Here is a 26,065-nt window from a genome sequence, read left to right on the forward strand (position 1 = left end):
ATCGACCTTGTCCGCGCTTGCCGCCGCGTTGTTGCTTGCCAGCCCGTTGGTCACGTTTGCCCAGACCGACGCGCCGGCTGCGTCGCCCGCGCCGTACTCCGTCTTCGTCGATCAGCCCACCGGTTTCACGTTCGTCAAGATGCCGGCCGGCTGGAAGTTCGTCGGCGCGGTGTCGAAGGAAGACGCGCAGCATGTGCCCGCCAATGTGCTGACCTCGGTGCTGCCCGCCGATTCCGCCCGTCCGATGAACACCGCATCGGTCAAGTAAGCCTTCTCGCTCTTTTGAATCAGCGAGACCAGTCGCTCGACAATCGCATGCATCGTCGAGCCTGGACCGAATATGTCGGCGACGCCGAGCGTGCGTAACGTGCGCGCATCGTCGTCCGGCACGATTCCACCGACAACTACGGGCGCCCGCACATTGCGCGCGGCGAGTTCCCGCATGAGTGCGGACACCAGCGCGACATGCGCTCCCGCCAGCGACGACACACCGACCACATCGAAGCATTCCTCTGCAGCAAGCGTGGCGGCCTGCACAGGCGATGCGAATAGTCCGCTCGTCGTCACTTGAAAACCCGCGTCCGCGAGCGCAGCGGCAATCACGCTGGCGCCGCGATCGTGTCCGTCCAGTCCCAACTTTGCGATCAGCACGCGCGGCTTTCTGCGTAGCGTGTGCGCGAGACGCGCGACCTGTGCGCATGCGGCGCGCCATGCATCATCGTCGCGGCGAGTGGCGCCATAAATTTCGGACGATGCGCCCGCGATCTGCACATGGCGCGGCCACACCGCTTCGAGCGCGCGCGTGCATTCGCCGACCGTCGCTCGCGCGCGCATGCAATCGAGCGCGGCTTCGAGCAGGTTGCCATCGTCGTCGCGGGCGGCGCGCGTCAGAGCGGCCAGTGTTGAGCGCACGCGTGTATCGTCGCGGCGGCGTCTGACTTCGGCGATTCTGCGCGACTGCTGCACGCGGACGCGCTCGCCGTCGATGGCGAGGCACGCGGGCGCGTCGTCATCGCATTCGGACGCGACAAACGCGTTCGTGCCGACGATCACCTGTTCGCCCGCATCGATGCGCGCCTGCGTCGCCGCCGCGCTCTCGCGGATACGACGCTGCACCCAGCCGGTGCGTATCGCTTCGAGCGCGCCGCCGTGCGCATCGATTTCGTCGATGAGCGCGCGCGCCTGATCGACGAGCCCCGCCGTCAGCGATTCCATCATGTATGAGCCGGCCCACGGATCGATCACATCGCACAAGCCCATTTCGTGCTGAAGAATCAACTGCGTGTCGCGCGCAAGCTGCGCCGCCGATGCCGACGGCAACGCAAGCGCCTCGTCATGCGCGTTCGTGTGCAGCGACTGCGTGCCGCCGAACACGGCAGCCATCGCCTCGACGGTCGTGCGCACGATATTGTTTTGCGTGCGCACCGGGCTCAGCGACCAGCCCGATGTCTGACAATGCATGCGCAGCGCGCGGCTCTTCGCCGTGCGCGCGCCCTCTTGTTCCGCGATGTCCGACCACATGAGCCGCGCCGCACGCAGCTTCGCGATCTCCGTATAGAAGTCCGTGCCGGTGCCGAAGAAAAAGCTCAACTGCTCGCAGACGGTATCGGCGCACAGGCCGCGCGAACGCATCGAACGAAGGTACGTGCGCGCGTTGGCGAAAGTCAGCGCCAGTTCCAGCGATGCATCCGCGCCCGCTTCCTGAAAGTGATAGCCGGACACGGAAAGCGCCTTGAAACGCGGCATGTGCTCACCGAGAAACCGCGCAATATCCGCGACAATGCGCAGCGACGGTTCCGGCGCGAACACCCACGCGTTGCGCACCATGAACTCCTTGAGGATGTCGTTCTGCACGGTGCCCGAAAGCGATTCCATTCCGATGCCGCGCTCCTCCGCCGCAACGATGAACGCCGCGAGCACGGGCAGCACGGCTCCGTTCATCGTCATCGAGACGGAGACGCGTTCGAGCGCGATGCCTTCGAACAGACGCGTCATATCGTCGACGGTATCGATCGCCACGCCCGCCAGGCCGACATCGGCGCGCGCCGCTTCATCGGTGGAATCGTAGCCGCGCTGGGTCGGCAGATCGAACGCAACGGACAACCCTTGCGCGCCGCGTTCGAGCGCGCGGCGAAACGCGAGATTGGAATCGGCGGCGTCGGCATAGCCCGCATACTGGCGAATGGTCCACGGCTTGCTCGTGTACATCGACGTATAAGGTCCGCGCACGAACGGTGCGACGCCGGGCTGCGAATGCAAGTGCGCAAGGCCGTCGAGATCGGCCGATGTATAGAGCGGCTTCAGCGGCACGCGTCGATGCCGAACGCCGCTCATGCGCGCCTCCGCGCCTTGTGCGTGAGCACATCGGCGATCTTTTTGCCGTCGCTCGCGCGCTCGATCTCGCACCAGTGCGCGACGCGCGTATCGTCGATGCACGCGCGGCGGAACGTCAGCCGCAAGCTATCGCCCACGTCGATGTTGCCGTGATAGTGCAACTCGCGCGACACAAGCGTGGGCGTGTCCGCAAGACGCCACGTCTGCCATTCCGCGCGATCGACGAAGCCCTGAAAACTCGCGAAGTAGAGAAAGTCGGCGCCGTTGAAATCGTTATAGGGGCACGGAAAAAAATCGATGGACGCGCACGCTGTCTCGGGCAAATCCGTATCGGCTTCGCGCAGGCGAAAGCGGCGCGCGGCGTCCTGCATGTCGGCGATATGCGCATTCATCGGCGCGATATGGCCTCGAAGATTCGCGAAGCTCGCACGCGCGACCGAGCGGTTAGTCCGCGATTCGGTGCGGTGCACGAAGGTGGACATCATCGACACATGGGCGATGGTTCCAGTCGTGCCCGCCACGCGATGCTCGCTGAAATGCCGCACCGGTCCGATGCGCGAAAGCTCGCTGCGAATGCGGAACGTATCGTTCTCGCGTAGTTCGTGCATGCCGTTCGCGCGCAGTCTGATCGACGTGAAGGCGGCATAGGCGCGGCTGCCTTCATCGGAGATGAAATCGCTTTGCGTCTCGCGCGAAAGCGCATCCCAGTGACGGTCGCCGCATTCCTTGAGCAGCCAGTTCTCCGAGAGCCCGGCGATGTTCAACTGCGGCATGCCCGCGCGATACGTATCGTCGTGATGAGGCATGAGGTTCCTTCACGCGCACGTGATCGAAGCACGCGAAGCAGGCGACGCAAGCAACACGCGATCCGGCGCGCTCGCACGTTCCGCGCAGATGGCATCGACGATATATTGCGCATCGCGCGCCACGCCCGAAAAGCGCCCCGAACCCCACGTATGCAGCCACGGCAAGCCGACGAAATACAGTCCCGGCACGGCCGTCACGCCACGCATGTGCGACGGATACCCGCGCCCGTTGAAGACCGGCGCATCGAGCCAGCCGAAGTCCGGCGTGAAGCCGATGCACCACACCACCGCAGCGATACCGCTCGCCTGCAAATCCAGTTCCGCGCGTTCGTGCGACGGTTGCCAGAGCGGTTCGTAACGCGCGGCGGGCGGCGCGTCGATGCCGTGCTTCTCGATGAAGCCGTCGATGCTCGCGTTGATGCGGTTATAAGTATCGTCCGCGTCGTCGAGATTCGCGCGCAGGTTCGGTGCGAAACGCAGCTTGCCGTCGCGGAAATCTTCCAGCCGGCCGAACAACTCCATGCCTTCGAGCGCGAAGCGGCGCAGGTCGATGTCGCGTCCGCCGTCGCGGCCGGTCACGTAATGATTGGTGTTGTCGCGCACGCCTTCGCGCAACGGATGATCGGTCACGGGCATGTCGTAATAGCGCATGTCCGCGAGCCAGTCGACCACATCGCGGCCGCGATAAAAGCGCGCACAACGCGGCGCCTCGCCGACCGCGAGATGCACCTTGCGTCCCGACAGATGCAAATCTTCCGCGATCTGCGCGCCCGACTGACCCGAGCCGACCACGAGCACGGCGCCAGGCGGCAGCGCGTCGGCATTGCGATACTCCGACGACTGCACTTGGACGACGCTCTGCGGCAAACGCTCGGCCATGCGCGGCACGATCGGCGTGTGATAGCCGCCCGATGCAACCACGATCTGATCCGCCGTGAACGTGCCGCGCGTGCTCGTCACGATGTAACGCGCTTGCGCATCGCGCGTCACGCGCGTGACCGCCGCGCCTTCGAGCACCGGCGCGTTCACCTTGGCGATGAACGCATCGAGATACGCGATGATCTCGTCCTTCTTCATGAAGCCGTGCGGGTCCGCGCCGTCATACGCATGCCCCGGCAGCGCGCATTGCCAGTTGGGCGTCACGAGACAGAACCTGTCCCAGCGTTGCGTGCGCCATGTGTGCGTCACGCTGTGCTTTTCGAGCACGAGATGATCGATGTTCGCCTGCTGCAAAAAATAGCTGACCGAAAGCCCCGCCTGCCCGCCGCCGATGACGATCACGCTGTAATGCGCCGCCGTCTGGATTGAATCGATATTCGACATTTCCGCTTCTCCTTCGACAAATTCGACGATTGAGTCATTCGTGAGTCATTCCTGAGTCATTCGAGCCCGAGCACGGTCACGCGCGCGTCGTGCGTTTGCGTGAAGCGGCGCGCGTCTTCTTCGATGCGTGCAAGTTGATCGAGCGCGGCCGAACACGCGAAGCCGTATTTCTCGCGCACACGCTCCGAGCCGATGTTCAGCGCCTTGCGCGAACGCGCGACGAAATCGCCGATGGCATAGCTTTCGCCCGCCGTGAAAAATTCGCCGACAACCGTCGATGGCGAATAGCAATTCGCTTCGACGCCATCCGGCCAACGTATCCGAAAGTGCATGACTGGCATGTTCAGGCCTCGCCAATGAGTTGATTACGGGTGAGTTGCTTGCTGTAGATGTCGAGATGACGCAGGGCGCTGGCTTGCCACGTAAAGCGCTTCAATAGCGCAGGCACCGCATGATCGAAGTCGATGCCGCCGCTGCCTTCGAGCGCGTGCGACAGCGCATCGGCGATCGAATGTGCATCGTGCGGATCGGCGAAGCGGCAAGTTGCATCGTCGAGATATTCGGTGAACGGCGCGATACGCGACACGACAACCGGCCGCGCGCTCGCCAGCGCCTCGAGCACGACGAGCCCGAAGCCTTCGCGCAGCGAGACCATCGAGACCGCATCGGCCACGCGGTAGAGCGCGGGCATTGCGGCATCGTCGAGTGCGCCCGTGACGATCACTGGCGTGTTCGTGCCGCTCACGTCGAGTTGCAATTCGGCGGCGCGCGCGAGAAAGCGGCGCGTGTAGGCATCGTGATCGAGCAGGCTCGCGCCGCCCGCAAGCACGAGTTGCGCGGACGGTCGTTGCGCACGCAATAACGCGAAGGCTTCGAGCAGCATCGACGTATTCTTGCGTTCCTCGATGCCGCCCACCGCAAGCACGACCGGTCCCGCGCCGATGCCGAGGCGCTCGCGAAGCGTTTGCTTGTCGCGGTCCGCGCACGCACCGTAGCGCGATGCGTCGATGCCGTTCGCGACCGTTTGCGCCGCTATGCCGTAGGCGTCGCGCATCGTGCGCGTCCATGTGTCGCTCACGCATAGCACCGTATCGGCGTCTTGCCATGCGCGGCGTTGCCAGCGCGCGAGTTGCGCATCGTCGAAATGATCGAGATGATGAACCGTGCGGACGAAGCCGCCGACCGCACCTTGCTGCTTCAACTCGGCAAGCGCATTGCCGCCGATGCTGTCCTGCGCATGCAACACGTCGAAGCGCGCTGCATGCTCATCCGCGAGCGCCAGCTTCAATGCGCGAATGCGTTCATCGACCATGCCGACGAGTCCTCGCACACCCGCAACCCGCGCCAGCACGATACGGCAAGGCGATGCGCGAAACATCGCCTCACCTGCGCGCGCGGGTGCGAACACGGTGACATCGTGTCCGAGTTTGTGCAATGCGCGTGCGAGTTCGAGCGTATGCACAACGCCGCCGCGCGGATTCACCGAATGCGTGAGCAGCGCGATACGCAGCGGGTTTATCGCGCGCATATGAACGGCTCCTCGCGCAAGTTCCACAACAGCGCGGAATCGCGGCCCCGCGTCACCACGACTTCGTGCGACGCATCCACTTCGCCGATCACGGCGCTTGCCAGCGAACGGGATGCAAAGCGCGCGAGCACTTCATCGACATGATCGCGCCGCACGGAAAGCACGAAGCCGAAGCTCGGAAACGCCGCGAGCCATCGCTCAAAATCGACATCGGCGGGACGCGGCAACGCATCGAGATCGATGCGCGCGCCGACCTTCGAGCATTCGAGCAACATCAACGCGGTGCCGAGCGCGCCTGCCATGCTGATGTCCTTCGCGGCATCGCACAGGCCGTCTTCGGCGAGCGCGGGCAGCAGTTCGAAATCGGCGCGGGCGCGGGCTTCGGGTGCACCCACCGATGCGTTCCAGAACGGATACGGTTCTTCAAACTTGCCGCGCAGATCGACGGCCATCACGAGCGCATCGCCGGGGCGCGCGTCGAAACTCGTCAGCAGCTTGCGCGCCCGTCCGACGATCGCGACCGCGAGTTGCGCGCCGTCGCTGCGCACGTTGCTATGGCCGCCGACAATCGGCACGCCATACGCCGCCGAGGCCGCTGCCATGCCCGCGAGAACTGCGCCGGCGTCATCGGCATTGCCGCTCCACAATGCATCGACGACGGCGAGCGGGCGGCCGCCCATCGCGTAGATATCGCTCACGTTCACCATCACGCCGCTATAGCCCGCGAACCACGGCATCGTGCGTACGAAGTCGCTGACGAGGCCTTCGATTGCGAAGAGCAGGAAGCCGTCGCCATCGGGAATCGCGGCGCAGTCGTCGCCGATTGCTACAGGTGAAGCGCCCGCCGCACCGACCGGCAAACGCGCGAGAACCTGCGAGATATCGTGCTTGTGACGAAAGCCGCGGCTCTCGCGCAAACGCTCGACCAACGCAGCGAGCGAGTTCACGGCAGCCTCCGCGCCAGCGCGACGAAACCGCTTTGCGGCGTGACGCATGGCGGATACGCATCGAGTTGCGCGCGCATCAGATGATGTGCGCGGCCGAAGAGCGTCTCTTCCTGCTGCGTGTCCCAGCGCAAGCGCCGGAACAGCGGCACGTTCTGCGCCTGCACATGCGCAAGGAACGTCTCGCAGCCGAGTGCATGCGCGCTCGACACCGCGAGCCGGATCAGCGTCGAACCGATCTTGCCGTGCGAACGAAACGCCGCATGCACTGCAAGCCGCGAGCCGAACCACACGCCCGGTTCCGTCTCATGAATGCGCACCGTGCCGACCACTTGCTCCGGCATGCCCGCGACGCAACTCAGCGCGACCAGCAGTTGTGCGCGTTCGTCGATGTCGTCGCGATCGTCGCCGACGAACACGCCCTGCTCGATGCAGAACACCGCGCGCCGCAGCTTGTACGCTTCGTTCGCTTCCCACGCCAGCGTCGCCCATTTCACGCGGTATTCGACCGGCGTGAAGTCGAGTTCGAACGCATCGCCTTCCATGGCTTCGACGAACATGTCACACCTCGTACGATGAAAGCGACGAACACGCGCCGCATTTGCCGCAGCCCGCCTTGATATCGGCGGAACGCATGCCCGCCTGCGACAGCATCGCGCCGATGGGCATCAGCACCGAGCGCATGAATTCGGGCGCGGGCGCGGGATGATCTTCGAGCGGCGTTCCGCTGATCGGCACGAACGGCACGACGAACGGGTACACGCCGAGCGCGATCAACGCGCGCGCCATATCGACGATGGCGTCCGCGCTATCGCCCAGTCCCGCGAGAATGTACGTGCTCACCTGGCCGCGTCCGAACACGGCGACCGCCGCCTCGAATGCCTCCATGTAGCGCGACACCGGCACGCTCGCCTTGCCCGGCATGACGCGTTCGCGCACCGCAGGCGTCACCGCTTCGAGATGCATGCCGAGCGTATCGATGCCGCTCGCCTTCATGCGTTCGAACCAGCGGTCGTCGTCGGGCGGCTCGCATTGCGCCTGAATCGGCAGATTCACTGCCGCCTTGATCGCGAACGCGCTTTCGCAAAGAATCTGCGCGCCGCGATCTGATGTCGGCGGCGTGCCGGTGGTCAGGACCATGTGCTTCACGCCATCGAGCAGCACGGCCGCGCGCGCCACTTCGGCAAGCTGCTCCGGCGTCTTGCGCGCAATCGTGCGGCCCGCCGCGAGCGATTGCCCGATCGCGCAGAACTTGCACGACTTACGGCGGCTCTCGTAACGGATGCACGTTTGCAGCACGGTGGTCGCGAGCACATCGGCGCTGTGCAACGTGGCGATGTGCGAATACGGCACGCCGTCGAGCGTCTGCATCGCGTAGAAGCGCGGCGCTTGCGGAAAGCGGATGCTCGCAATCGGAATCGTGTTGCGCATCAGCGCGCTGTTGCCGTTCGCATCCGGTGCGGCCGCGACGAACGGCGAATCCCACGCGGTGCTCGTGTGCACGGGCACCATGATCGTGACGCCATCGACAGTCACCGCCTTGTGATCCGACGGTCCCGCGCCGCCGCGCCGGCTCGCCACGCCCGCGCGCGGATCGGCGAGCCGCAGTCCGGTCGACTGCAATTCAGTCATCAATTGCCGGCTCGATGCCGGCAGGTTCTCGAAGGCGCTCATCGTCGCGGGTGTCCTTGAAAGAGGTGACGGGCGAAGCGGGCCGGTCGTTGATCGCGAGACTCAGCAACTCGGGACGCGCGTAGTGACCGACCGAATCCATCATGCGTTTGCGCTTCGTGATCAGCGACATGTCGAGATCGGCGATCACCATGCCCTCGCCTTCGCGCAACGGCTCCGCGAGATGCTGGCCTTCGGGCGAGACGATCGCCGTGTTGCAGCCGCCGCGCAATGCGCGTTGCAGGTTAGGATCGGGCGTGATGGCTTCGATCTGCGCATCGGTGAGCCAGCCCGTCGCATTGACGACGAAGCAGCCCGATTCCAGCGCGTGATGACGGATCGTCACTTCGATCTGCTCCGCGAAGATCGGACCGACGAGCGAGCCGGGAAACTGGCTGCAATGGATCTCTTCGTGCTGCGTCATCAATGCATAGCGCGCGAGCGGGTTGTAGTGCTCCCAGCACGCGAGCGCGCCCACGCGGCCCACATTCGTATCGACGACCTTCAGGCCCGCGGCATCGCCTTGGCCCCAGATCATGCGTTCATGAAACGTCGGCGTGATCTTGCGGCGCTTGAGCAGCAGCCGGCCATCGGTATCGAAGACGAGTTGCGTGTTGTACAGGCTGCCGTGATCGCGCTCGTTCACGCCGAGCACGACGACCATGTTCGCAAGCCGCGCGTGTTCGGCGACCGCCTGCGTGACCAGCCCCGGCACGATCACCGCCTGCTCGTAGAGCTTCATGTGATCCGCGCCCATTGCGACCGGCGTGCGCACGAACGAGAAGTACGGGTAATACGGCACGAAGGTCTCGGGGAACACGATCAGCTGCACGCCTTGCGCCGCGGCTTCGTCGATGGCCGTGCACACGCGATCGAGCGTGCCGCCCGGACGCTCGAAGTCCGGCGCGATCTGCACCGCGGCGGCGCGCACGATGCGCTTCGTTGAAGAGGCATCGGCCATGATCGTCACACGGTCCACGTATGAATGACGAGCGCGTTCTCCTTGCGATGAAGCAGCTGGAGATCGAGCACGTCGAGCGGGTTGATCGGACGAATACCTTCGATCAGCGAGGCTTCGCCGTGTCCGTAGAGCGCCTGCAACGCGAAGCGGCACGCATAGACCTTGCCGCCTTCGGCCATGAACTTCTGCAGTTGCTTGTTGAAGTTGAGATGGCCGGGGAAGGCTTCGTCGCCGAGCGTCGGGAAGCCGCGTTGCAGGCCGAGCGTGACGCCGGGGCCGTACAGCAGCACGGAAGTATCGAAGCCCTTGCGTTGCAGGCGTGTCGCCTGAAGGAGATTGACGAAGCCGATCGAGCCTTCGAACGCGACCGTATGAAACGTGACGAGCGCCTTTTCGCCCGGCTCGGCCTTGACGTCTTCGAAGACCTTTTCTTCGTAGTCGACCAGATAATCGCCGTTCTTGTGAAGCGGTTGATTGACTGCGGGCATGGCATTCTCCGATGTGTGGTTTCGCGTTGACGCCGTGCTTTTCATCGCGACGGCGAACGCTCAAACGCAACGGATATGCCAATGATTGGCCCGCAAAATGCAATCACTTTGCAATCAAGCAAAACCTGGTTGCATGCGGAACGCGAAAATTTTTTAGCGCGACTTGAACGCACGGGCTTGCGCCGCGTTTCGCGCAAGCCATGCCGCACTTGAGCACGCACGATTTCAGCGCAGCCAGGCATGCGCGTGGTGCGCGGCACACCGAAGCCGTGCATCGATGCGATCAATGCAATCAAGTGATATCGCCTCGTGCGATCACTTTTCTTTCGATTGATTTGTCATGCTAAGGTGAATCGACATCTTGCCCGAGGCATCGCAGTCATGAATCAGATGACGCATCACTGGATCAGAAAGCTCGAAGACAGCCGAAAGCCCGCTTATCTGACGATTCCCGATCTGATCGAAGAAGACCTGGCGAGCGGGCGTCTGCGGCCACGCGATCGTCTGCCCGGCCTGCGCGATCTCGCCGATCTGCTCAGCCTGAACTACACGACGGTCGCACGCGCTTATGCGGAAGCGCGCAAGCGCGGCCTGCTCGATGCGCGCGCGGGCAGCGGCACCTTCGTGCGCGGCAGAACGCAGACGTTGCCGCTCGCGGGCGGCAGCAGCGTCGAGATGTCGATGAATATGCCGCCGGAACCGGCCGCGCTCGCCGCGCGTTTGCGTGCGTCGGCGGCGAGCCTCATGGAGCGCGCGGACCCGTTCCAGTTGTTGCGCTATCAGGACTTCGGCGGCACGGCGGCCGATCGCGCGGCGGGACGCGAATGGCTGCGCACGCGCATTCCCGATTGCGATGCCGACACCGTGCTCGTGTGTCCCGGCATTCATGGCGCACTCGTCGCGCTGGTTTCGCAACTGGCGCGGCCGGGCGAGATGATCTGTCTCGACTCGCTCGCGTATCCCGGCATCAAGGCGATTGCGTCGCAACTCGGCGTGCGCCTGCAAGCCTTGGCGCGCGATGACGAAGGACCTTTGCCGCACGCGTTCGAAGCGTTGTGCAAGACGGAGCAGCCCGGCGGGTTCTATTGCAATCCCACGTTGCAGAATCCGAGCACGCTGACGCTCACGCGACAGCGCCGTGAAGCACTCGCCGATGTCGCGCTGCGCTACAACGTGCCGATCATCGAAGACGAACCGTATGGCATGTTGCCGCTCGACGCGCCCGCCACGCTGGCGGAACTCGCGCCCGAGCTGACCTATCACGTGACGGGTTTATCGAAGACGCTGGGCGCGGGCTTGCGGGTCGCGTATCTGAAAGCGCCCACGCCGCGGCAGACGCAACGCGTGGCCGGTGCGCTGCGCGCGACGACCGTCATGCCGAGTCCGTTCACCGTGCTGCTCGCGACACAATGGGTCAATGATGGCACCGCGCGCGACGTCCTCGATGCGATTCGCGACGAAGCCTCGGCGCGTCAGACCATCGCCGCGCAAGTATTCGACGGCCTGCCCTTCGACGCGCATCCTTCAGGGTTTCATCTATGGCTGCCCGTGCCGGCGGCGTGCGACTGGAGCGCGTCGGAACTGGCGTTGCAGTTGCGCAATCAGGGCATCGGCGCGGTGGCGGGGGCCGCGTTTTCCACGGACGGCAATCCGCCGAATGCATTGCGTCTGTGTCTCGGCGGGCCGCAGAATCGGGAGGATTGCCGGGAGGCGTTGCGGCGCGTGGCGGATATGCTCGCCGATCCGCATCATCTGCATATGCCGATGTTTTGAACCGCGTCTAACGCAATGGCGCACGCTTATATGCATCGAGCAAACCGCGCACGAGTTCGTCCGACACATAGTGCGGCCCGTCGAACAAATACGTGCGATAGCCGCGATACGCATCGATCTGCGGCTTCAGTTCATCGACGGTTGCGGCGCGGAACCCGCCGCCCACTTTCGGCCGGAACGACTCCGCGATGATCCTCACACGCGCGCGCCCGAGCTTCGCCGCGAGCTGATCCGCATATTCACGCGCCACGTGCGGCTCGCGCGCATACACGCCGCAGCCGTCCTGCAGCAACACGCCGACATCGGGCGGCAACCATTGATCGAGCCATTGCGCGAGCGCCGCGCCGCCCACGTTCGCGCGGTCGTACACGCTGATCCACAACGGACGCGGCAACGCATCGAGCATCGTGCGCAGCGCGCTGGCATCGCGCCAGGTCGGATCGATCTCCACGGGAAAGTAATAGCCGGTCACATGCACCGGCGGACGCGCATCCGCGAGCCGCATCGATTCGATGAACAACTGCGCCGTATTCGCGCGCGCCGCCGCTTCGTCGAAGCGCCCCGCCAGCCCGATGATCACATCGCGCGCCCACGGCTCCTGCCCGATGCGCTCCCAGTCCGGCATCCGCGCCGCCGCGCGCAAGCCTGTGCCGGGCACGAACGAAATGCCATCGACGGCCGTCCACTGCACGATCAGCTCGTGCGCGCCGAGCTTGTCCCAGTCGCCGTGCGGATCGGCGTGCGCATTGTCCGGCTGCCAGACGATGCCATCGATCAGACGCGGCGGCGCGGCATCGGCATTGGTCATGGCCGACATCGACAAGCAGCACGCCAGCGCGAGCGTGCCAAGGACCGAGCGGGGAGCGAAAAAGGAAAGCATCGGGGAAACCGGCGGTGGCGTCAGTACGAGAATACCGCGCCGAAGAACACGCCCTTCGCGCGCTCGTCGCCGGCGACGCGAAACCGGTACTGCACCGTCACATCGACGAACGAGCGCGGCGCATCGTACGGACCGCCGCGGAACCAGTAGCGCGCCGCCACGCCCGCGCCCACGCCCACCGGCACGCTGTGATCGACCGCCGAGTCGTAGTCCATGCCGACCACGGCGTGCGGGAACACGGTGAGCCGCGGACTCAGCGCGTCGACGCGATACGTGCGGCCGAGACGCGCATTCGCGGTCGCGTAGGTCGAATGATTCTCGATGTAGTGTCCCGCCTCGCCGTACACCGTGCCGGTCCACCAGCTCGGCACGTCGAGCCTGCGCGTGTCGCCGAAACCGTTCGAATACGCGGCGCGCGCGAGCCAGTCGGTGCGCACGTCCGAGCCGATCGGCAGAATCTTTTCGACCGCGAAAATCGCATTGACCGATGCAAACGGCTTCACGCGCGCACCGATGGCCGCCTGCAACGTCGATGCCCCCGACGGCCCGCCGCCCTTCACGCCGAAGTTTTCGTAGCCGCGCGCGTACACCTCGAACATGCGGTCGCCGAGGCTTCCGAACGGACGCCAGTAGGCTTCCGCGCCCGCCTGCCAGTTGTTCGACAGACCCGGCGTCGGCGCGAACGCGAAGCCTTGCTGCGCGCCGTTGCCGCGATAGTTCACGGTCGCGCTGAAACCCCAGTTGCGCGTCGCTTCGGCGTGCGCCGCGCGGGCGTCGTTGAGCGCCTGCGACGACAGCGCATCGTCGGCCGGGCCGCTCGCGCTGTGATCGATCGCGCGCTCCAGATAGCGCGCGCCCTCGTCGTTGCGATGCATGCCGAGCGCCGCATAACCCGCATCGGCTTCGGCGGAAGCGGGCAGCGTGCCCGCGCGATCGGCACGCGCGAAGTAATCGAGCGCGAGCGCGTTGTCGCCGGCGCGTTGCGCGATGAACGCGGCCTGCGTGTCGCTCATCGAGTCGAGCAGGTTCGCATTGATCAGCGCGCGCGCCTCGCCCGACGCCTCGCGCGTTCGCCCGCTCGCCGTGAGTGCGTCGATCAACGCGATGCGCGGTTGCGGGTCGTCGGGCACCGCGGCAATCGCCGTGCGCCAGTCATCGATGGCCGCCGCGCGATCGCCGCGCCGTTCAGCGAGGCGCGCTTCGCGGGTCGCGGCGAGCGCGGGATCGTGCGCGTAGACATCGCACGAAGCGCCGAATTCGTCGGCGTGGCACTCGAAACTCGGACGCGCGCGCGGATCGATCTTCGCCGCGTCCGGCGCTTGCGGCGCGGCCATGCGCACGAGCGTCTGCGCGCGATGACGCCGCAGGATGATCGCGGCATCGGCGTCGTCGGGCGTTTTCGTGTCGATGGACGGCAGCGCAGCGAGCGCGGCCTGCGGGTTGCCCTGCGCGAGCCGCACGTCCGCGACGATCGTCCGCGCGACGCGTGCATCGCGATTGCGGCGCGTATCGCCCGAGGCGGTTGGTGCGGTTGGTGCGGCAAGCGCCCGCGCGAAATCGGCATCGGCCTCTGCATCGTTGCCGCGCGCCGCGCGGGCATAGCCGCGCAACGCCCACGCGAGCGCATTCGTTTGATCGATCGCAATTGCGTCGCCCGCTGCGGCTTCGACGCCCGCGAGGTCGCCGCGCGCGAACAGCGTCTCGATCAACTGCATGCGGAAGTCCATCCGGCCAGGTGCGTAGGTCACCGCCTGTTGCGCGTGCCTGTGCGCTTCGTCCAGCGCGCCGCGATCGCGCGCCGCATATGCCGCTTTCGATTCCGCGGGCGCAAGCCGGTCGCCGATAAAACGCCGCCGTTCGCGCAAACCCTCGTTGTCGCCGAAGCGTTGCGCGGCGTCGAGCGCGGCATCGTAGGCGGCGGCATCGTCGCCGGATGCGGCGAGCGAGTCGATCAGCACATATCGCAAACGCTCGGCCTGTGGCGCGAGCCGCACGGCTTCGCGGCTGTTCGTCACCGCCGACGCGTAATCCTTTTTCCCGTAAGCGCGATACGCCGCGCGCGCGGCCCTGGGCGCCGGTTCGGGCAAGTCGCTGGGCACGCCGCCTTCGCCGCCCGACGCAATCAGAATGTCGATCTGCCGGCGCCGCGCCGTGAGCGCGGGCAGCGGTCCGAGTTGCGCGATGGCGTCGCCGAGCGCGCGGCTCGCGTCCTTCAGACGCCCGCGCGCCGCCAGCGAATTCGCCAGCAGCAGACGCAGTTCGGCGACATCCGGACGCTGCCGGATCGCTTCGCGCGCACCGGCGATGGCATCGGCATAACGATGTTCGTCGTAAGCCGCGAACGCCTCGCGCGCGACGCGATAGGCCGCGCCGCTCAAGGGCAGCGGCAGATTCGCGTCCGCGCGCGCCGCCGCCGATGCACACAGCGTGGCGGCGGTCAGCAGCGCGACACGCGCACGTCGTCCGAGTCGCGCCGTCATCGAATCCCGGCCTGCGCGAGAAAGCGGCGGCGCTGCTCGGCAATCGCCACCGTCAGCGCATCGCGCGTGATGACCCGCTCCGCGACCATGTAATCGCCGATGCGTCCGTGCCGCTCCGGCCGATAGTTCTGCAACGCGGTCTCGAAGGCGCTGCGCGTGACGAGTCCCATCTCGATCATGATGTCGCCGAGCAACGGCACGGCGCGCGCGGTGTCGGCATCGGTGTCGGCATCGATTACGGCGAGCGACGGCGGCGCTTCGAGTTCGGCTTCGTCGCTATAAACCGGCATGCCGACCGCGCGCAGCATCCGCAACCCCGCCGTGATCTCGCTCTCGCGCACGACCTGCAACGCGACCGCACGGTCCGTCGCCGCGCGCAGGTCGGCGAGCGCGGCATCGTCGAGCAGGCCCGCGCAGACGAACACGGCGTGCCCGTTCGCATCGATGCCCTGCGGCAGCGCGCGCAGCCGCACGAGCGTGTCGGGCGTCGCGACCGTCGTCAGATTCATGCGCGCGGGGTCGAAGTGTCCGCGCGGCAAGTCGGCCTGAAACGCGATCGCCTCGGCGAGCGTTTCTTCGTCGAGCCAGCCGCGCGTAACCAGCACGCGGCCGATCGGCGCCTCGCGCGCGTGATCGGTGCGGCGCGCTTCTTCGAGCCGTGCGGGGTCGATCGCCTGCCACGACACGAGCAATTCGCCGAGATCCTGACGCGTGTCGCGCAGGCCGTCGCTGCTGGGGAAATCGTGCATCGTCTTGTCCCACGCGAGCCGCCGCCCCGTCACCACATGCACGATGAACAGCCGCCACGCGCGCGCCACCGCCATGAAGTTGATGACGTTGCTGATGACCATGCGCGGCACCGCGAGCACGCCGTGCTCCCATCCATACAGCCGCGACGTGAAGATGATGCGCTGCGTGACGCGCAGCACGAGCGCAACCGAGTTCGCCGCGAGCAGCGCCTGCAGCCAGCCCGAATCGATGAACGGCGACGGAAAGAAGTCCGTCGCGGCACCGAAGTACGACGCCGCCGCAAACAGCATGAACTGCACGGCGAGCAAATACGCGAGCATGCCGACGAACGCCGTGACGACGCCCTTGCGGTCGCGCATCAGCAAATAGCGGTTGGCGAGCGACCCGCTCCAGCCCGTCAGCGCCCAGCCTTGCAGACCGATGCCGAGCGTCCAGCGCGCGCGCTGCCGGTACGCGGTGCGAAACGTGTCGGGGAAAAATTCGCGCACGCACAGCGGCATCGTCAGCTTGATTTCGCGCTCGGCGCCGAAGCCGAACCAACCGCGGCGGCGCGTCGTGAATTCCACGGGAAAGAGCGGAAAGATCGACTGCATGCCGAGCTTCGTGATGCGCGTGCCGATGTCGTAGTCTTCGGTGAGGCTTTCGGTGTTGAACGGCTGATGTTCCGTCTGCTCGACGAGCGCAAGAATCGCGCGGCGCGAAAAACACGTTCCCACGCCCGCCGACGGCACCGCGCCCGCGAGACTCTCGCGCACCACGAGATCCTTCGCGTGCCATTCGGCGAACTCGTCCATATACGTGCCCGCGACGAGTTCGAACCAGTGACGTTCGAGCGACGCCACCGGCAACTGGATCATGTCCTTGCGCGGCAGAAGATAGTTGAAGAACTTGAGTTCGATCGGATGCAGCACGTCTTCACTGTCATGCATGACGATGCCCGCGAACTCCATGCCGGCCTCGTACTCGTGATGCAGAATCGCCTGCACGAGCCAGTTCAGGCAGTCGGCCTTGCACGTGGGACCATCGTGCTGTACTTCCACGCGATGCAGATGCTTGTAGCGATGCCGCATGCGCTCCACTTCGGCGATCGTCGCGGCATCGTTCTGATACGTGCCGACGAACACCGTGTACGCGCGATAGTCGAGCACGCGCACGAGATCCTCGATCATCGCGGCGATCACGTCGTGCTCTTGCCACGCGGGCACCATGATCGCGATAGGCTGCTCGTCGCGCGCGTAAAGCTGCTCGATCGTGAGCGGCGCGTAGCGGCGCTCGACCGTCACGCGCCGCCAGAGCTTGCGCGTCCAGAACCACGCGTCGATGAAAAGATCATCGAGACTCGACAGCAGGATGAGCGCCGCGACCGTCGCGGCCACGTATTCGAGTCCCTGGTAGTACTCGGCGAGAACGATCTCGCCGTACCACCGGAGCGTTTCGAGCATCACGCGCGGTCCCCGTCGTCTCCGTTGTTCCCGCGTTGTGCGTTGCGATGTTTGCGCCGCGCCGCGCCCGCCAGCGCGATCAGCGCAAGCAGCAGCACGACGAGCACGGCCGGAATGCCCCAGCGCGCCCAGTGCCGCGTGACCCAGTCGGTGCTGGTCGCGGGCTCGTCGGTGAGTTCGTCCGCGCCGACCGTGTCGAACTGTTTGAGCACGCCGCTGCCGTCCACCACGGCGATATCGCCGCGCGACAGTTGCAGCTTGTCGGTCAGCACCGGCGCCGTGCCGGCCGAGCGATACACAATGCCGCTCTGTCCGCCCGCACTCGCCACGCTCACCACGCCCACGCGCGACAACCCCGACATGTCGAGCAGCGTGTCGCCCGAAGGCGATGTCAGCGAAAGACGATCGGCCGAATACACGGCGGGATTCTTTTCGTCGGCGAGTCTGACGTCGGCGGCAAGGAACGGGCCGTCCGGTTGCGTGGCGTCCTGCGGCGCGCTCACCGCGAATTTCGCCGAGACGGGCGCGATGCCCGCCGCGCCGGTCAGCACGGCCAGGCGCGGCACGCTGTCGAGCGCATCGTCGAGATAGGCGCGCGGCACGTACACCGTCGCCGACGACGCATAACGCGCCGCCATGCCCGCGAAGGTGTTGACGGGCGTCGCCTTGGCGAGACGCAGGTGACTCGTCGGCAGGATCGCGACCGGATACGTCTGGCGCGCCTGGCAACCGCCGTCGGGCTGGCGGCGCAGGCTCACGCGCAGATCGTTGGTGCGGGCGAGCGCGTAGCGCGGAATCGGCGCGATCAGACGCTGGCGCGCGCCATCGACGTTGATGAGACGCGCGCCGATCATCACGTCGTTGAAATAGACGGTGGCCGTCGCGCCGCCGTTGGAGAGCGTCGGCGATGCGGCGATGTCGAGCACCACTTGCTCCGGCAGCCGCCCGTTGCCCGATGCCGCCGCGAGATCGAAGCGCGCGTCCCACGATGCGTTGGTCTGCACGTCGATGCTGCGCGGATCGCCGCCGAGATCGGACAGCGCGATGGTGTCGCCGTGCGTCTGCTGCGCCACGTCGATGCGATGCACGACCACGCGATCCGACACGTCGATCGGCCGCCAGCCGTGCGCGAGCGCGCCGATGCCGCGCGTATCGCCGACGACGATCAGCGCGCGTCCGCCCACATGCGCGACGCGCACTTCGCCCGGCGCGAGCGGCGTCGTCAGCTGGGACGCCGTGCGCTTGCGCCAGGCGTCGAACGCCGCGAGCGCATCGCCGGACGTGTTCGCGACTTGCAGACGCAATGCGTCGAGCGCGGCGCCGATCGTGCGCCGCATCGCTTCATCGGCGACCACGACGTCCGGCCCGAACGCCGTGCGCGGCGCGAGCGCCACGAGCGCGCCGAGTTGCGCCTGATCGGCGATCGCGTGCTTGCCGCCCGCGGCCAGCGCGGCGAACGCGGGAACGCTGCGCAGCGCGACCGGCACGTCGATGTTGCTCAGATCGACCGTCTCGCCCACTGCGGGCAGCGCCTGCATCACGGGACGCTTGCCGTCGCGCTGAAGCAGCGCATTGGTGCGCCAGGCCGTGTCGTATGCGTTGGTCGAGAGCTTGCGGCCGGCAATCGCCAGCACCGGCGCGTACGGCAGCGCGCTCCATGCGGTGCGCAGGTCCTGCACGTCGGCGGGATTGAAGCGGAACGTGAGACGCGTGGTCGGATCGACGCGCAGCACATTGCCGATCGCCGTCTGATCCGTACAGTCGTTCTGATTGATCACCGATGCGAAGCCGAGCCCCAGCCGCACGAAGCCCGCGCTTCGCGGCGCGCCGTCGACGCCGAGATTCACCGCGACGCCGCCCGATTCCTGCGTGAACGCGCGCGCCAGAACCGGCGAGCCGTCGAGCGACAGAAGCATCGTCACGCGCCCGCCGTCGCCGCGCACATAGCCGCCGTCGACTTGCAGCGTGGCGTCGCTGATCGGCACGTTCGCGGGCACGGGCAAAAAGAACTCGCGCCGCGTGTCGGGCGCATTGAGCGTCACGCTTTCGAGCAGGCCGAGTTGCCTGAGCGTCACGGTGCGCGTTTCCTGCACGTCGAGGCCGAGCCGGCCGAACGCACCCGCGATGTCGTTGTCCGCGACGGACGCGGCGAGCGTCGCGCGCGGCACGGCGGCGAGAAAAACGAAGCACGCGCCGAGTAAAACCAGAACGGCGCGCATGCGGCGCCGCTTCGAATTGTCGTTGATCAAGTTGTGTGACTCGAATTGAGCGCAACGGGGCGGAATGGCCGCGCTGCGGTTCCGCGCGGTCCATGTGATTCGGACCGCCGCGAAACACGCACGACGCGCGAACGCCGCGATTGCGTGAAGCGTGATTTCCGGCCGGGATAATGCTCGCCGCATTGAGTCGCGAACGGCCGTGGCGCGACGTGCTTGACGCGTTGAATCGATAGAACTTAGACGAGCGCCTCGCGCGCCCGGTACGCCGCGTATTCCGTGCGGAGCGAAGGCGCGGGCCTGAATTCCTCGAAGGGACGGCCCATGAGCGCCGCGACGATGCGTGCCGAAGCGCGTCCGTCGCCGTAGGGATTCACGTTGCGGGAGAACGCGGCGCGGGCGTCTTCGTCGTCGAGCAGGAGACTGACCGCGCTCGCGATGGCGTCGCTGTCGGTGCCGACGAGCATCGCGGTTCCGGCGTCGATCGCCTCGGGCCGCTCGGTGACATCGCGCATGACGAGCACCGGCTTGCCGAGCGACGGCGCTTCTTCCTGCACGCCGCCCGAGTCGGTGAGCACGAGCGTCGAACGCTGCAGCAATCGCACGAAGCCCATGTAATCCTGCGGCTCGATAAGAAACACGTTCGGCGCTTCGCCTAATGCGCTGATCACCGTTGCCTGCACGTTCGGATTCAGATGCACGGGATAGACGATCTGCACATCGCGACGTTTTGCGATTCGCGCGAGCGCGGCGCAGATGTCGCGCAGACCCTGCCCGAAGCTCTCGCGCCGATGCCCGGTGACGAGCACCAGTTGCTTGCGCGAATCGAGAAAGGGAAAGCGTGCATCGAGCTTGCGGCGCAACGCCTCGCACGAATCGATGCGCGCCGTCACATGGCGCAGCGCGTCGATCACCGTGTTGCCGGTGACATACGCACGGCCGTGCAGCTTTTCGCCGGCGAGATTGTCGAGCGAACGCGGCGTGGGGACGAACATCAGTTCGCTCATCACATCGACGATGCGGCGGTTCATCTCTTCCGGCCACGGACTCTGCATGTCGCCGGTGCGCAGCCCCGCCTCGATATGCACGACCGGCACTTGCCGATGAAACGCCGCGAGCGCGGCGGCCGTCGCCGTGGTCGTGTCGCCGTGGACGAGCACGCGATCGGGCGTTTCGCGGCTGATCACATCGTCGATGGACGACATGAGACGCGAAGTCAGCCCGTTCAGGCTCTGGTTTTCGGACATGAGCGCGAGGTCGTAGTGCGGCGTGATGTCGAACAGGTCGAGCACCTGCTGCAGCATCGAACGATGCTGGCCGGTCACACATACGACGGAACGAATATCCTGTTCCGCTTCCAGCGCCTTCACGAGCGGCGCCATTTTGATAGCCTCGGGCCGCGTTCCAAAAATGGAAAGAATCGTTTTTCGCTTCGTGTTCATTGTCCCCGACGATTGCACAATCTTTAACAATTTCGATTGTATTCAGACGTTTAGGAGCACCCTCCAACTAAAATGTAAAAAAGTCTAACGAGAGTTTTATGCAACGATTTGGCGATGTTTTGTCTATCGTCAGACAGAGGTTTTTACCTGTTTTTTAACTGGATGGTTAGGTTGTCCCAGGATGTGGGGCGGGGCTGAACAGCGGATCGTAGAACGTCGCGGCCATCGCCAGCCCGAGTCCGATCCAGGCAACGAACACTATCGTCAGCGATGACGTGGCGGACCAGAGCAGCAGCATTGCGGTCGCGACGACCGAACCGATGGTCATCACACGACGGCCAAGTCCGCGATCAATCCAACTGCCGACCGGATAGGCAGCAAACCCCGACACAAGCAAGCCGAGCGACAGCGCTGCGTTCGTTGCCGTACGGCTCCAGCCCATCGTCTGTTCCATCGGGACGACCAGCAGCGAGAAAGAGTAGTAGACGGAGCCCCATGACACCAGTTGCGCAAGCGCGAGCGCCCACGTCGCCAGCGACTCGGCCCGATCAAGTCCGCTACTCGAGTTCGCTGTCGTCGGTGTCGGCGTTCTGCGTGCTGCGCTCATGACTCATCGCTGCGCCCGCGAGCGCTGTAACGGTTGCCGGGGCCTTGTCCTTGCGTTCGCTGTACCGGTCGGTGAGATAGTCGGAGCGATCGCGCACAAGCAGCGTGAACTTGTATAGCTCTTCCATCACATCGACGACGCGATCGTAGTACGACGACGGTTTCATCCGGCCGTCGTCATCGAACTCCAGGAATGCCTTCGCGACCGAACTCTGGTTCGGGATGGTCACCATCCGCATCCAGCGTCCGAGCAGGCGCAAGGCGTTGACGGCGTTGAACGATTGCGAACCACCGGAAACCTGCATGACGGCGAGCGTACGACCTTGGGTGGGCCGGATGCTGCCCGAGTCGAGCGGCAGCCAGTCGATCTGGTTCTTGAACACGCCGGTCATTGCACCGTGCCGCTCCGGGCTGCACCATACCTGCCCTTCGGACCAGATCGACGCTTCGCGCAATTCAACGACCTTCGGGTGATCGGCGGGAACGCTGTCGGCGAGCGGCAGGCCTTGCGGATCGAATACTTTCGTCTCGGCGCCGAACTGGCGAAGAATGCGTTCTGCTTCGAGCGTCAGTAACCGGCTGTAGGACGTCGGGCGTAGCGAGCCGTAAAGCAGCAGGATGCGGGGCGCGTGGGGCGACACCGTGCGCGGTTCCAGCTTCGCAGCATTCGGCGTGTCCAGATGCGGGAGGCTGATGTTCGGAATATCGGAGTGCATCGGCGTGGTGTGAACTGCGGATTGAAATGGACTACAGCGTGATTGCGCGCGTCAGCAAGAGCGCCGTCGCTGGACAAAGATCGCTGGCCTGTCGCGTGGCAAGAATCGAAGCGGGGGCGGTCTCCCGTTCGACCCGTTTGAATCCGGTCTTGCCGAAGAACGTGGAAGCGTCGGTGGTCAGCACCCACGCGGTGCGCGCGCCCAAATCAAAGGCTTCGCGCAGCAGAATAGCTACCACGTTGCGGCCAATACCCTTGCCGCGACGCTGCGGTTCGATAACGACCGAGCGGACCAGCACGTCACTGCCGTACTGCTCGAATCCCCCAAAGCCGACGGAGTTGCCAGCGAGCGTAGCGAACGAAAAGAAGCTGCGTCCTGGTTCGCTGAGATCGTCGGTTGGTAGTCTGGCTCCGGCCAGTGCCTGTGCAAGTCGAGCATCGCCGCCAGCGACCCCGCTGGCAATGATGAAGGGCACGCCATCTTCCTTGAGATATTCGCTCTGCGGCCGTTTCGCGAGCAGATCGACGACAGCATCCGACGGCCGGCACAGGCGCGTACCGCGGGCCGTAACGACGATCGGCCGGTTCATCAGAATCGGATGAGCCAGGATCGCGTCGATCAGTCGGGCGTCGCTCAGGGCGGGATCGTCCAGTCCGAGTTCCTTGTACGGCGTGCCTTTGATGCGCAGGATGTCCCGTACAGCCATGCCATCTTCGGCGATCAGACGTTCCAGCGTCGCTCGATCGGGCGGCGTCTTCAGATACTCAACGACCTGCGGATTCTCACCGGCTTCGCGCAACAGCGCGAGCACGTTGCGCGATGTGCTGCAGTCCGGGTTGTGATAGATCGTGACGCTCATGAACGTTCCTTAATGGGCTTCGTACCAATGCCGCGAGCGGTTGACGACGCCGACCACCAGCAGCATCACCGGCACCTCGATCAGCACGCCGACGACCGTCGCGAGTGCCGCGCCCGACTGGAAACCGAACAGGCTGATCGCCGTCGCCACGGCGAGTTCGAAGAAGTTGCTGGCACCGATCAGGCTCGACGGACCCGCCACGCAATGCGCGACGCCAAGCTTGCGGTTAAGCAGATAGGCGAGACCCGAGTTCAGGAACACCTGGATGAGGATCGGCACGGCGAGCATTGCGATGACCAGCGGCTCGCGAACGATCGCCTGTCCCTGAAACGCAAACAGCAGCACGAGCGTCGCGAGCAATGCGCAGATCGAATACGGGCCGAGCCGCAAGACGGCCCGCTGGAAATGCGCATCGCTCTCCGCGAGCAGTACGCGACGCAACGCCTGCGCGATGACAACCGGAATGACGATGTAGAGGCCAACCGATGCGATCAGTGTGTCCCATGGAATCGTGATGGCCGAGAGGCCGAGCAGCAACGCGACAATCGGTGCAAACGCGACGATCATGATCGCGTCGTTCATCGCCACTTGTGAGAGCGTGAAATACGGATCGCCTTTGCACAGTTGCGACCAGACGAACACCATCGCCGTGCACGGCGCGGTCGCGAGCAGGATGAGCCCGGCGACGTAGCTGTCCAGTTGTGCGGCGGGCAGCCACGCAGCGAACACATGACGCACGAAGATCCAGCCGAGCAGTGCCATCGAGAACGGTTTGACCAGCCAGTTCACGAAGAGCGTCACACCGATCCCGCGCCAATGCCCCTTCACCTGCGCCATCGCGGCGAAGTCGATCTTGACGAGCATCGGAATGATCATCACCCAGATCAGCACGCCGACGGGCAGATTGACCCGTGCGACTTCCATGCGGCCGATGGCCTGAAACACGGACGGGAGCACCTGGCCAAGGGCGATGCCCGCGACGATGCACAGTGCGACCCACACGGTCAGGTAGCGCTCGAAAAAGCCGATCGCAGGGCGACTCGCGCGTGAAATCGAATCAGTGCTGCTCATCGTCGGTTCCGATGAATGCTGCCGGATCCTCGAAGCCCCAGTGTGCAGTGATCGGCTTGCCCGGCCAGATCGTGCAGACCTCACCGGCAGCCTGATCGCACCCGGTGATAACGAAGTCCATCTGCGGGGCATCCGGCTTGCCAAATTCGTCCCAACTCTTGCTGCGAAGGCCGGCGGTGTCGTAGTCGGGGGCTTCGCATCGCTCGACGGCGAACGGGTTGATCGTTCCGGACGGATGACTCCCCGCGCTAAAGGCTTGAAAACGGCCCTTGCCGAGCGCGCTAAAAAGCGCCTCGGCCATGTGCTTCGGGCACTGTTGCCCGTGCATGGAACGAGGATGTTGCAGGTCCGGTCACGCATGTACTGCTCCGGTCGGAATTGCGCCTGCGCAGCAGGCGACGGGGGAAACACCGGGAGCGCGCGAGCGGTCGCGTGACTCGCCATAAATCGACGCATGGTCTAGCGTGCGAAACGTCTCCCAGGCTACGCCCTGCGGGTCGACGGTCCAGGTCTTGTCTGACTTCGCGTAGCAGCACGTCGTTGCGGTCTGGTCCGTCACCGGCACTTCAGCATTGGCAAACCGTGATCGCATCTCGGTCAGTTCCTCGTCCGATTCCACCTGAATGCCCAGATGGTCGATGCCGGGGCGAACGCCTCGTTGCGAGATCGCGAAGTTGACCTTCGGGTCGCTCAATTCCCACTTGCAATAGTCGGACTTCGAAACTGTCGGCTCGGCGCCGCCGAACATGGCGACGTAGAAGCGCGTACTCGCTTCGAGATCCTCGACTGCAACGTGAATGTGCATACGTTTCATGACTTCGCTCCCTTGCATTTAGGGGCGTCGACGCCGCAAGCGGCTCCCGCGCAACAGTTTTCGGTCAGGAACCCGATAAGCCCGTTCATCGCATCGAAGTTCGCCGAGTAGTAGATGAAGCGGCCTTCCTGCTGACCGTTCACGAGTCCGGCGTGCGACAGGTCCTTCATGTGAAATGAAAGGCTTGATGGCGACAGACCCACTTGCTGTGCTATCTCACCTGCTGCCATGCCCTCGGGGCCTGCAACAACGAGAGCACGGAAGATGGCCAGCCGCGATTCATGAGCGAGAGCGCCTAACGCGCGTACGACGAGGTTCGTGTCCATGACTGCATCGTAGGTGCTTTGATTCAACAATTCAAGTATTATTGAATCGACGGGCGAATGTGAGAAAGAACGAGCCGATCGAAGGAAGACTTCATGAAGCATTTTCGGAGCAAGTATGAACCACCGGTACCGCTCTGGATCTCCATTGAAGTCTGGGATTTCGGTTTGCTCTCTTACTATTATTCCGGGCTCCGACAGGCTGATCGACAAGCTCTTGCCTCCGAGCTCGGCATTCCAAGAAACGTTCTGCTCGGGAGCTGGCTTCGCACGATAAGCCATCTACGGAACATCGCTGCCCACCATAGCCGCCTTTGGAATCGTTCGCTCACTGACAACCCAAAACCTCCCGGTCGTAACGAGGTGGATCTGCTGTGGCACCTTGCCGGACCCCAAAACGCACATTCCCGAGATCGTGTATACGGCGCGCTTTCGGTCACCCAATACTTGCTCCAGGCACTACGCTTCGACGACCATTGGAAGAACGCATTGAAGGCGCTAATCAACTCCTTTCCGACCTGTCCAGGTGTCGCTACGGTCGAAGCGATGGGGTTCCCTCCAGGCTGGCAGTCGCTAGATCTTTGGAAGTAACTGGCTATCGACCGCACCGCGTGCCCAGCAGCGCATAGCCGCTCTGC

The 26,065-nt window shown here is 64.9% G+C and carries 22 protein-coding genes and 3 pseudogenes; 2 read left to right on the forward strand and 23 right to left on the reverse strand.

Annotated features, from left to right (window positions below; translation table 11 throughout):
* Nucleotides 1–111: 111 nt before the first annotated feature.
* Genes scpA through BRPE64_RS30015 form a run of 11 tightly spaced genes read right to left on the reverse strand, consistent with a single transcriptional unit; the run spans nt 112 to nt 10,351 of the window.
* Complete coding sequence (gene scpA, locus BRPE64_RS29965) at nt 112–2,334, reverse strand: methylmalonyl-CoA mutase (protein ID WP_016348762.1); 2,223 nt, start codon at nt 2,332–2,334, stop codon at nt 112–114.
* Nucleotides 2,331–3,140, reverse strand: coding sequence for a Pnap_2097 family protein (locus BRPE64_RS29970; RefSeq protein ID WP_016348763.1), 810 nt, complete (start codon nt 3,138–3,140; stop codon nt 2,331–2,333). The genes scpA and BRPE64_RS29970 overlap by 4 nt, the downstream gene beginning before the upstream one ends.
* A gap of 9 nt (nt 3,141–3,149) precedes the next feature.
* Nucleotides 3,150–4,463: an MSMEG_0569 family flavin-dependent oxidoreductase gene (locus BRPE64_RS29975; RefSeq protein ID WP_016348764.1), complete on the reverse strand. Its 1,314-nt coding sequence runs from the start codon at nt 4,461–4,463 to the stop codon at nt 3,150–3,152.
* 56 nt (nt 4,464–4,519) lie between these two features.
* Nucleotides 4,520–4,804, reverse strand: a complete 285-nt coding sequence (locus BRPE64_RS29980) for an MSMEG_0570 family nitrogen starvation response protein (protein ID WP_044043600.1) — start codon at nt 4,802–4,804, stop codon at nt 4,520–4,522.
* Nucleotides 4,805–4,806: 2 nt separating this feature from the next.
* A complete protein-coding gene (locus tag BRPE64_RS29985) occupies nt 4,807–5,991 on the reverse strand; it encodes an MSMEG_0565 family glycosyltransferase (protein ID WP_016348766.1) in 1,185 nt (394 codons plus the stop codon).
* Complete coding sequence (locus BRPE64_RS29990; protein ID WP_016348767.1) at nt 5,979–6,938, reverse strand: sll0787 family AIR synthase-like protein; 960 nt, start codon at nt 6,936–6,938, stop codon at nt 5,979–5,981. The genes BRPE64_RS29985 and BRPE64_RS29990 overlap by 13 nt, the downstream gene beginning before the upstream one ends.
* Nucleotides 6,935–7,495 (reverse strand): MSMEG_0567/Sll0786 family nitrogen starvation N-acetyltransferase, encoded by a 561-nt coding sequence (locus BRPE64_RS29995; RefSeq protein WP_016348768.1) that lies wholly within the window; start codon nt 7,493–7,495, stop codon nt 6,935–6,937. Before BRPE64_RS29995 ends, BRPE64_RS29990 begins: the two co-directional genes overlap by 4 nt.
* A 1-nt stretch (nt 7,496) precedes the next feature.
* A complete protein-coding gene (locus tag BRPE64_RS30000) occupies nt 7,497–8,567 on the reverse strand; it encodes an MSMEG_0568 family radical SAM protein (RefSeq protein WP_016348769.1) in 1,071 nt (356 codons plus the stop codon).
* Nucleotides 8,560–9,567, reverse strand: coding sequence for a Nit6803 family nitrilase (locus BRPE64_RS30005; protein ID WP_044043918.1), 1,008 nt, complete (start codon nt 9,565–9,567; stop codon nt 8,560–8,562). The genes BRPE64_RS30000 and BRPE64_RS30005 overlap by 8 nt, the downstream gene beginning before the upstream one ends.
* A 5-nt stretch (nt 9,568–9,572) precedes the next feature.
* The gene (locus tag BRPE64_RS30010) at nt 9,573–10,055 is read right to left on the reverse strand and encodes an MSMEG_0572/Sll0783 family nitrogen starvation response protein (protein ID WP_016348771.1); all 483 of its coding nucleotides are present in this window, start codon (nt 10,053–10,055) and stop codon (nt 9,573–9,575) included.
* A 41-nt stretch (nt 10,056–10,096) separates the two neighbouring features.
* Complete coding sequence (locus BRPE64_RS30015; RefSeq protein WP_016348772.1) at nt 10,097–10,351, reverse strand: hypothetical protein; 255 nt, start codon at nt 10,349–10,351, stop codon at nt 10,097–10,099.
* A gap of 85 nt (nt 10,352–10,436) precedes the next feature.
* On the opposite strand from BRPE64_RS30015, the gene BRPE64_RS30020 reads away from it, so the two are divergent.
* The gene (locus BRPE64_RS30020; protein WP_016348773.1) at nt 10,437–11,828 is read left to right on the forward strand and encodes an aminotransferase-like domain-containing protein; all 1,392 of its coding nucleotides are present in this window, start codon (nt 10,437–10,439) and stop codon (nt 11,826–11,828) included.
* Between the two features lie 7 nt (nt 11,829–11,835).
* Here the strand turns inward: BRPE64_RS30020 and BRPE64_RS30025 are convergent, their stop codons facing one another.
* From BRPE64_RS30025 to BRPE64_RS30085, 12 genes and pseudogenes are all read right to left on the reverse strand, one after another.
* Entirely contained in the window at nt 11,836–12,645 is an 810-nt protein-coding gene (locus tag BRPE64_RS30025) for an alpha-amylase family protein (RefSeq protein WP_016348774.1), read from the reverse strand.
* Between the two features lie 83 nt (nt 12,646–12,728).
* Nucleotides 12,729–15,188, reverse strand: coding sequence for an NfrA family protein (locus tag BRPE64_RS30030; protein ID WP_016348775.1), 2,460 nt, complete (start codon nt 15,186–15,188; stop codon nt 12,729–12,731).
* A complete protein-coding gene (locus BRPE64_RS30035; RefSeq protein ID WP_051180574.1) occupies nt 15,185–17,380 on the reverse strand; it encodes a glycosyl transferase family protein in 2,196 nt (731 codons plus the stop codon). Before BRPE64_RS30035 ends, BRPE64_RS30030 begins: the two co-directional genes overlap by 4 nt.
* A complete protein-coding gene (locus tag BRPE64_RS30040; RefSeq protein ID WP_016348777.1) occupies nt 17,380–19,629 on the reverse strand; it encodes a cellulose biosynthesis cyclic di-GMP-binding regulatory protein BcsB in 2,250 nt (749 codons plus the stop codon). Before BRPE64_RS30040 ends, BRPE64_RS30035 begins: the two co-directional genes overlap by 1 nt.
* A 206-nt stretch (nt 19,630–19,835) precedes the next feature.
* Entirely contained in the window at nt 19,836–21,038 is a 1,203-nt protein-coding gene (wecB, locus tag BRPE64_RS30045; protein WP_016348778.1) for a non-hydrolyzing UDP-N-acetylglucosamine 2-epimerase, read from the reverse strand.
* Between the two features lie 181 nt (nt 21,039–21,219).
* Nucleotides 21,220–21,645, reverse strand: a pseudogene (locus BRPE64_RS32560) (MFS transporter); the annotation flags it as partial.
* Entirely contained in the window at nt 21,596–22,360 is a 765-nt protein-coding gene (gene arsH / locus BRPE64_RS30055; RefSeq protein WP_016348780.1) for an arsenical resistance protein ArsH, read from the reverse strand. The pseudogene BRPE64_RS32560 and the gene arsH, both read right to left, overlap by 50 nt.
* Before the next feature lie 31 nt (nt 22,361–22,391).
* Nucleotides 22,392–23,219 carry an arsenate reductase (glutaredoxin) gene (gene arsC / locus BRPE64_RS32565; RefSeq protein ID WP_016348781.1) on the reverse strand — a complete coding sequence of 276 codons (828 nt, stop codon included), beginning with the start codon at nt 23,217–23,219 and terminating at the stop codon, nt 22,392–22,394.
* Nucleotides 23,220–23,228: 9 nt separating this feature from the next.
* A complete protein-coding gene (gene arsB / locus BRPE64_RS30070) occupies nt 23,229–24,290 on the reverse strand; it encodes an ACR3 family arsenite efflux transporter (RefSeq protein WP_016348782.1) in 1,062 nt (353 codons plus the stop codon).
* Nucleotides 24,283–24,650 (reverse strand): annotated as a pseudogene (locus tag BRPE64_RS30075) (arsenate reductase ArsC); the annotation flags it as partial. The pseudogene BRPE64_RS30075 and the gene arsB, both read right to left, overlap by 8 nt.
* A complete protein-coding gene (locus BRPE64_RS30080) occupies nt 24,643–25,104 on the reverse strand; it encodes an ArsI/CadI family heavy metal resistance metalloenzyme (protein ID WP_044043603.1) in 462 nt (153 codons plus the stop codon). The gene BRPE64_RS30080 and the pseudogene BRPE64_RS30075, both read right to left, overlap by 8 nt.
* Entirely contained in the window at nt 25,101–25,430 is a 330-nt protein-coding gene (locus BRPE64_RS30085; RefSeq protein WP_044043605.1) for an ArsR/SmtB family transcription factor, read from the reverse strand. Before BRPE64_RS30085 ends, BRPE64_RS30080 begins: the two co-directional genes overlap by 4 nt.
* 84 nt (nt 25,431–25,514) lie before the next feature.
* Here BRPE64_RS30085 and BRPE64_RS32570 point away from each other — a divergent pair.
* A pseudogene (locus tag BRPE64_RS32570) lies at nt 25,515–26,018 on the forward strand (Abi family protein); the annotation flags it as partial.
* Between the last annotated feature and the right edge of the window lie 47 nt (nt 26,019–26,065).

This window comes from Caballeronia insecticola (assembly GCF_000402035.1).
Classification (GTDB): Bacteria; Pseudomonadota; Gammaproteobacteria; order Burkholderiales; family Burkholderiaceae; genus Caballeronia; species Caballeronia insecticola.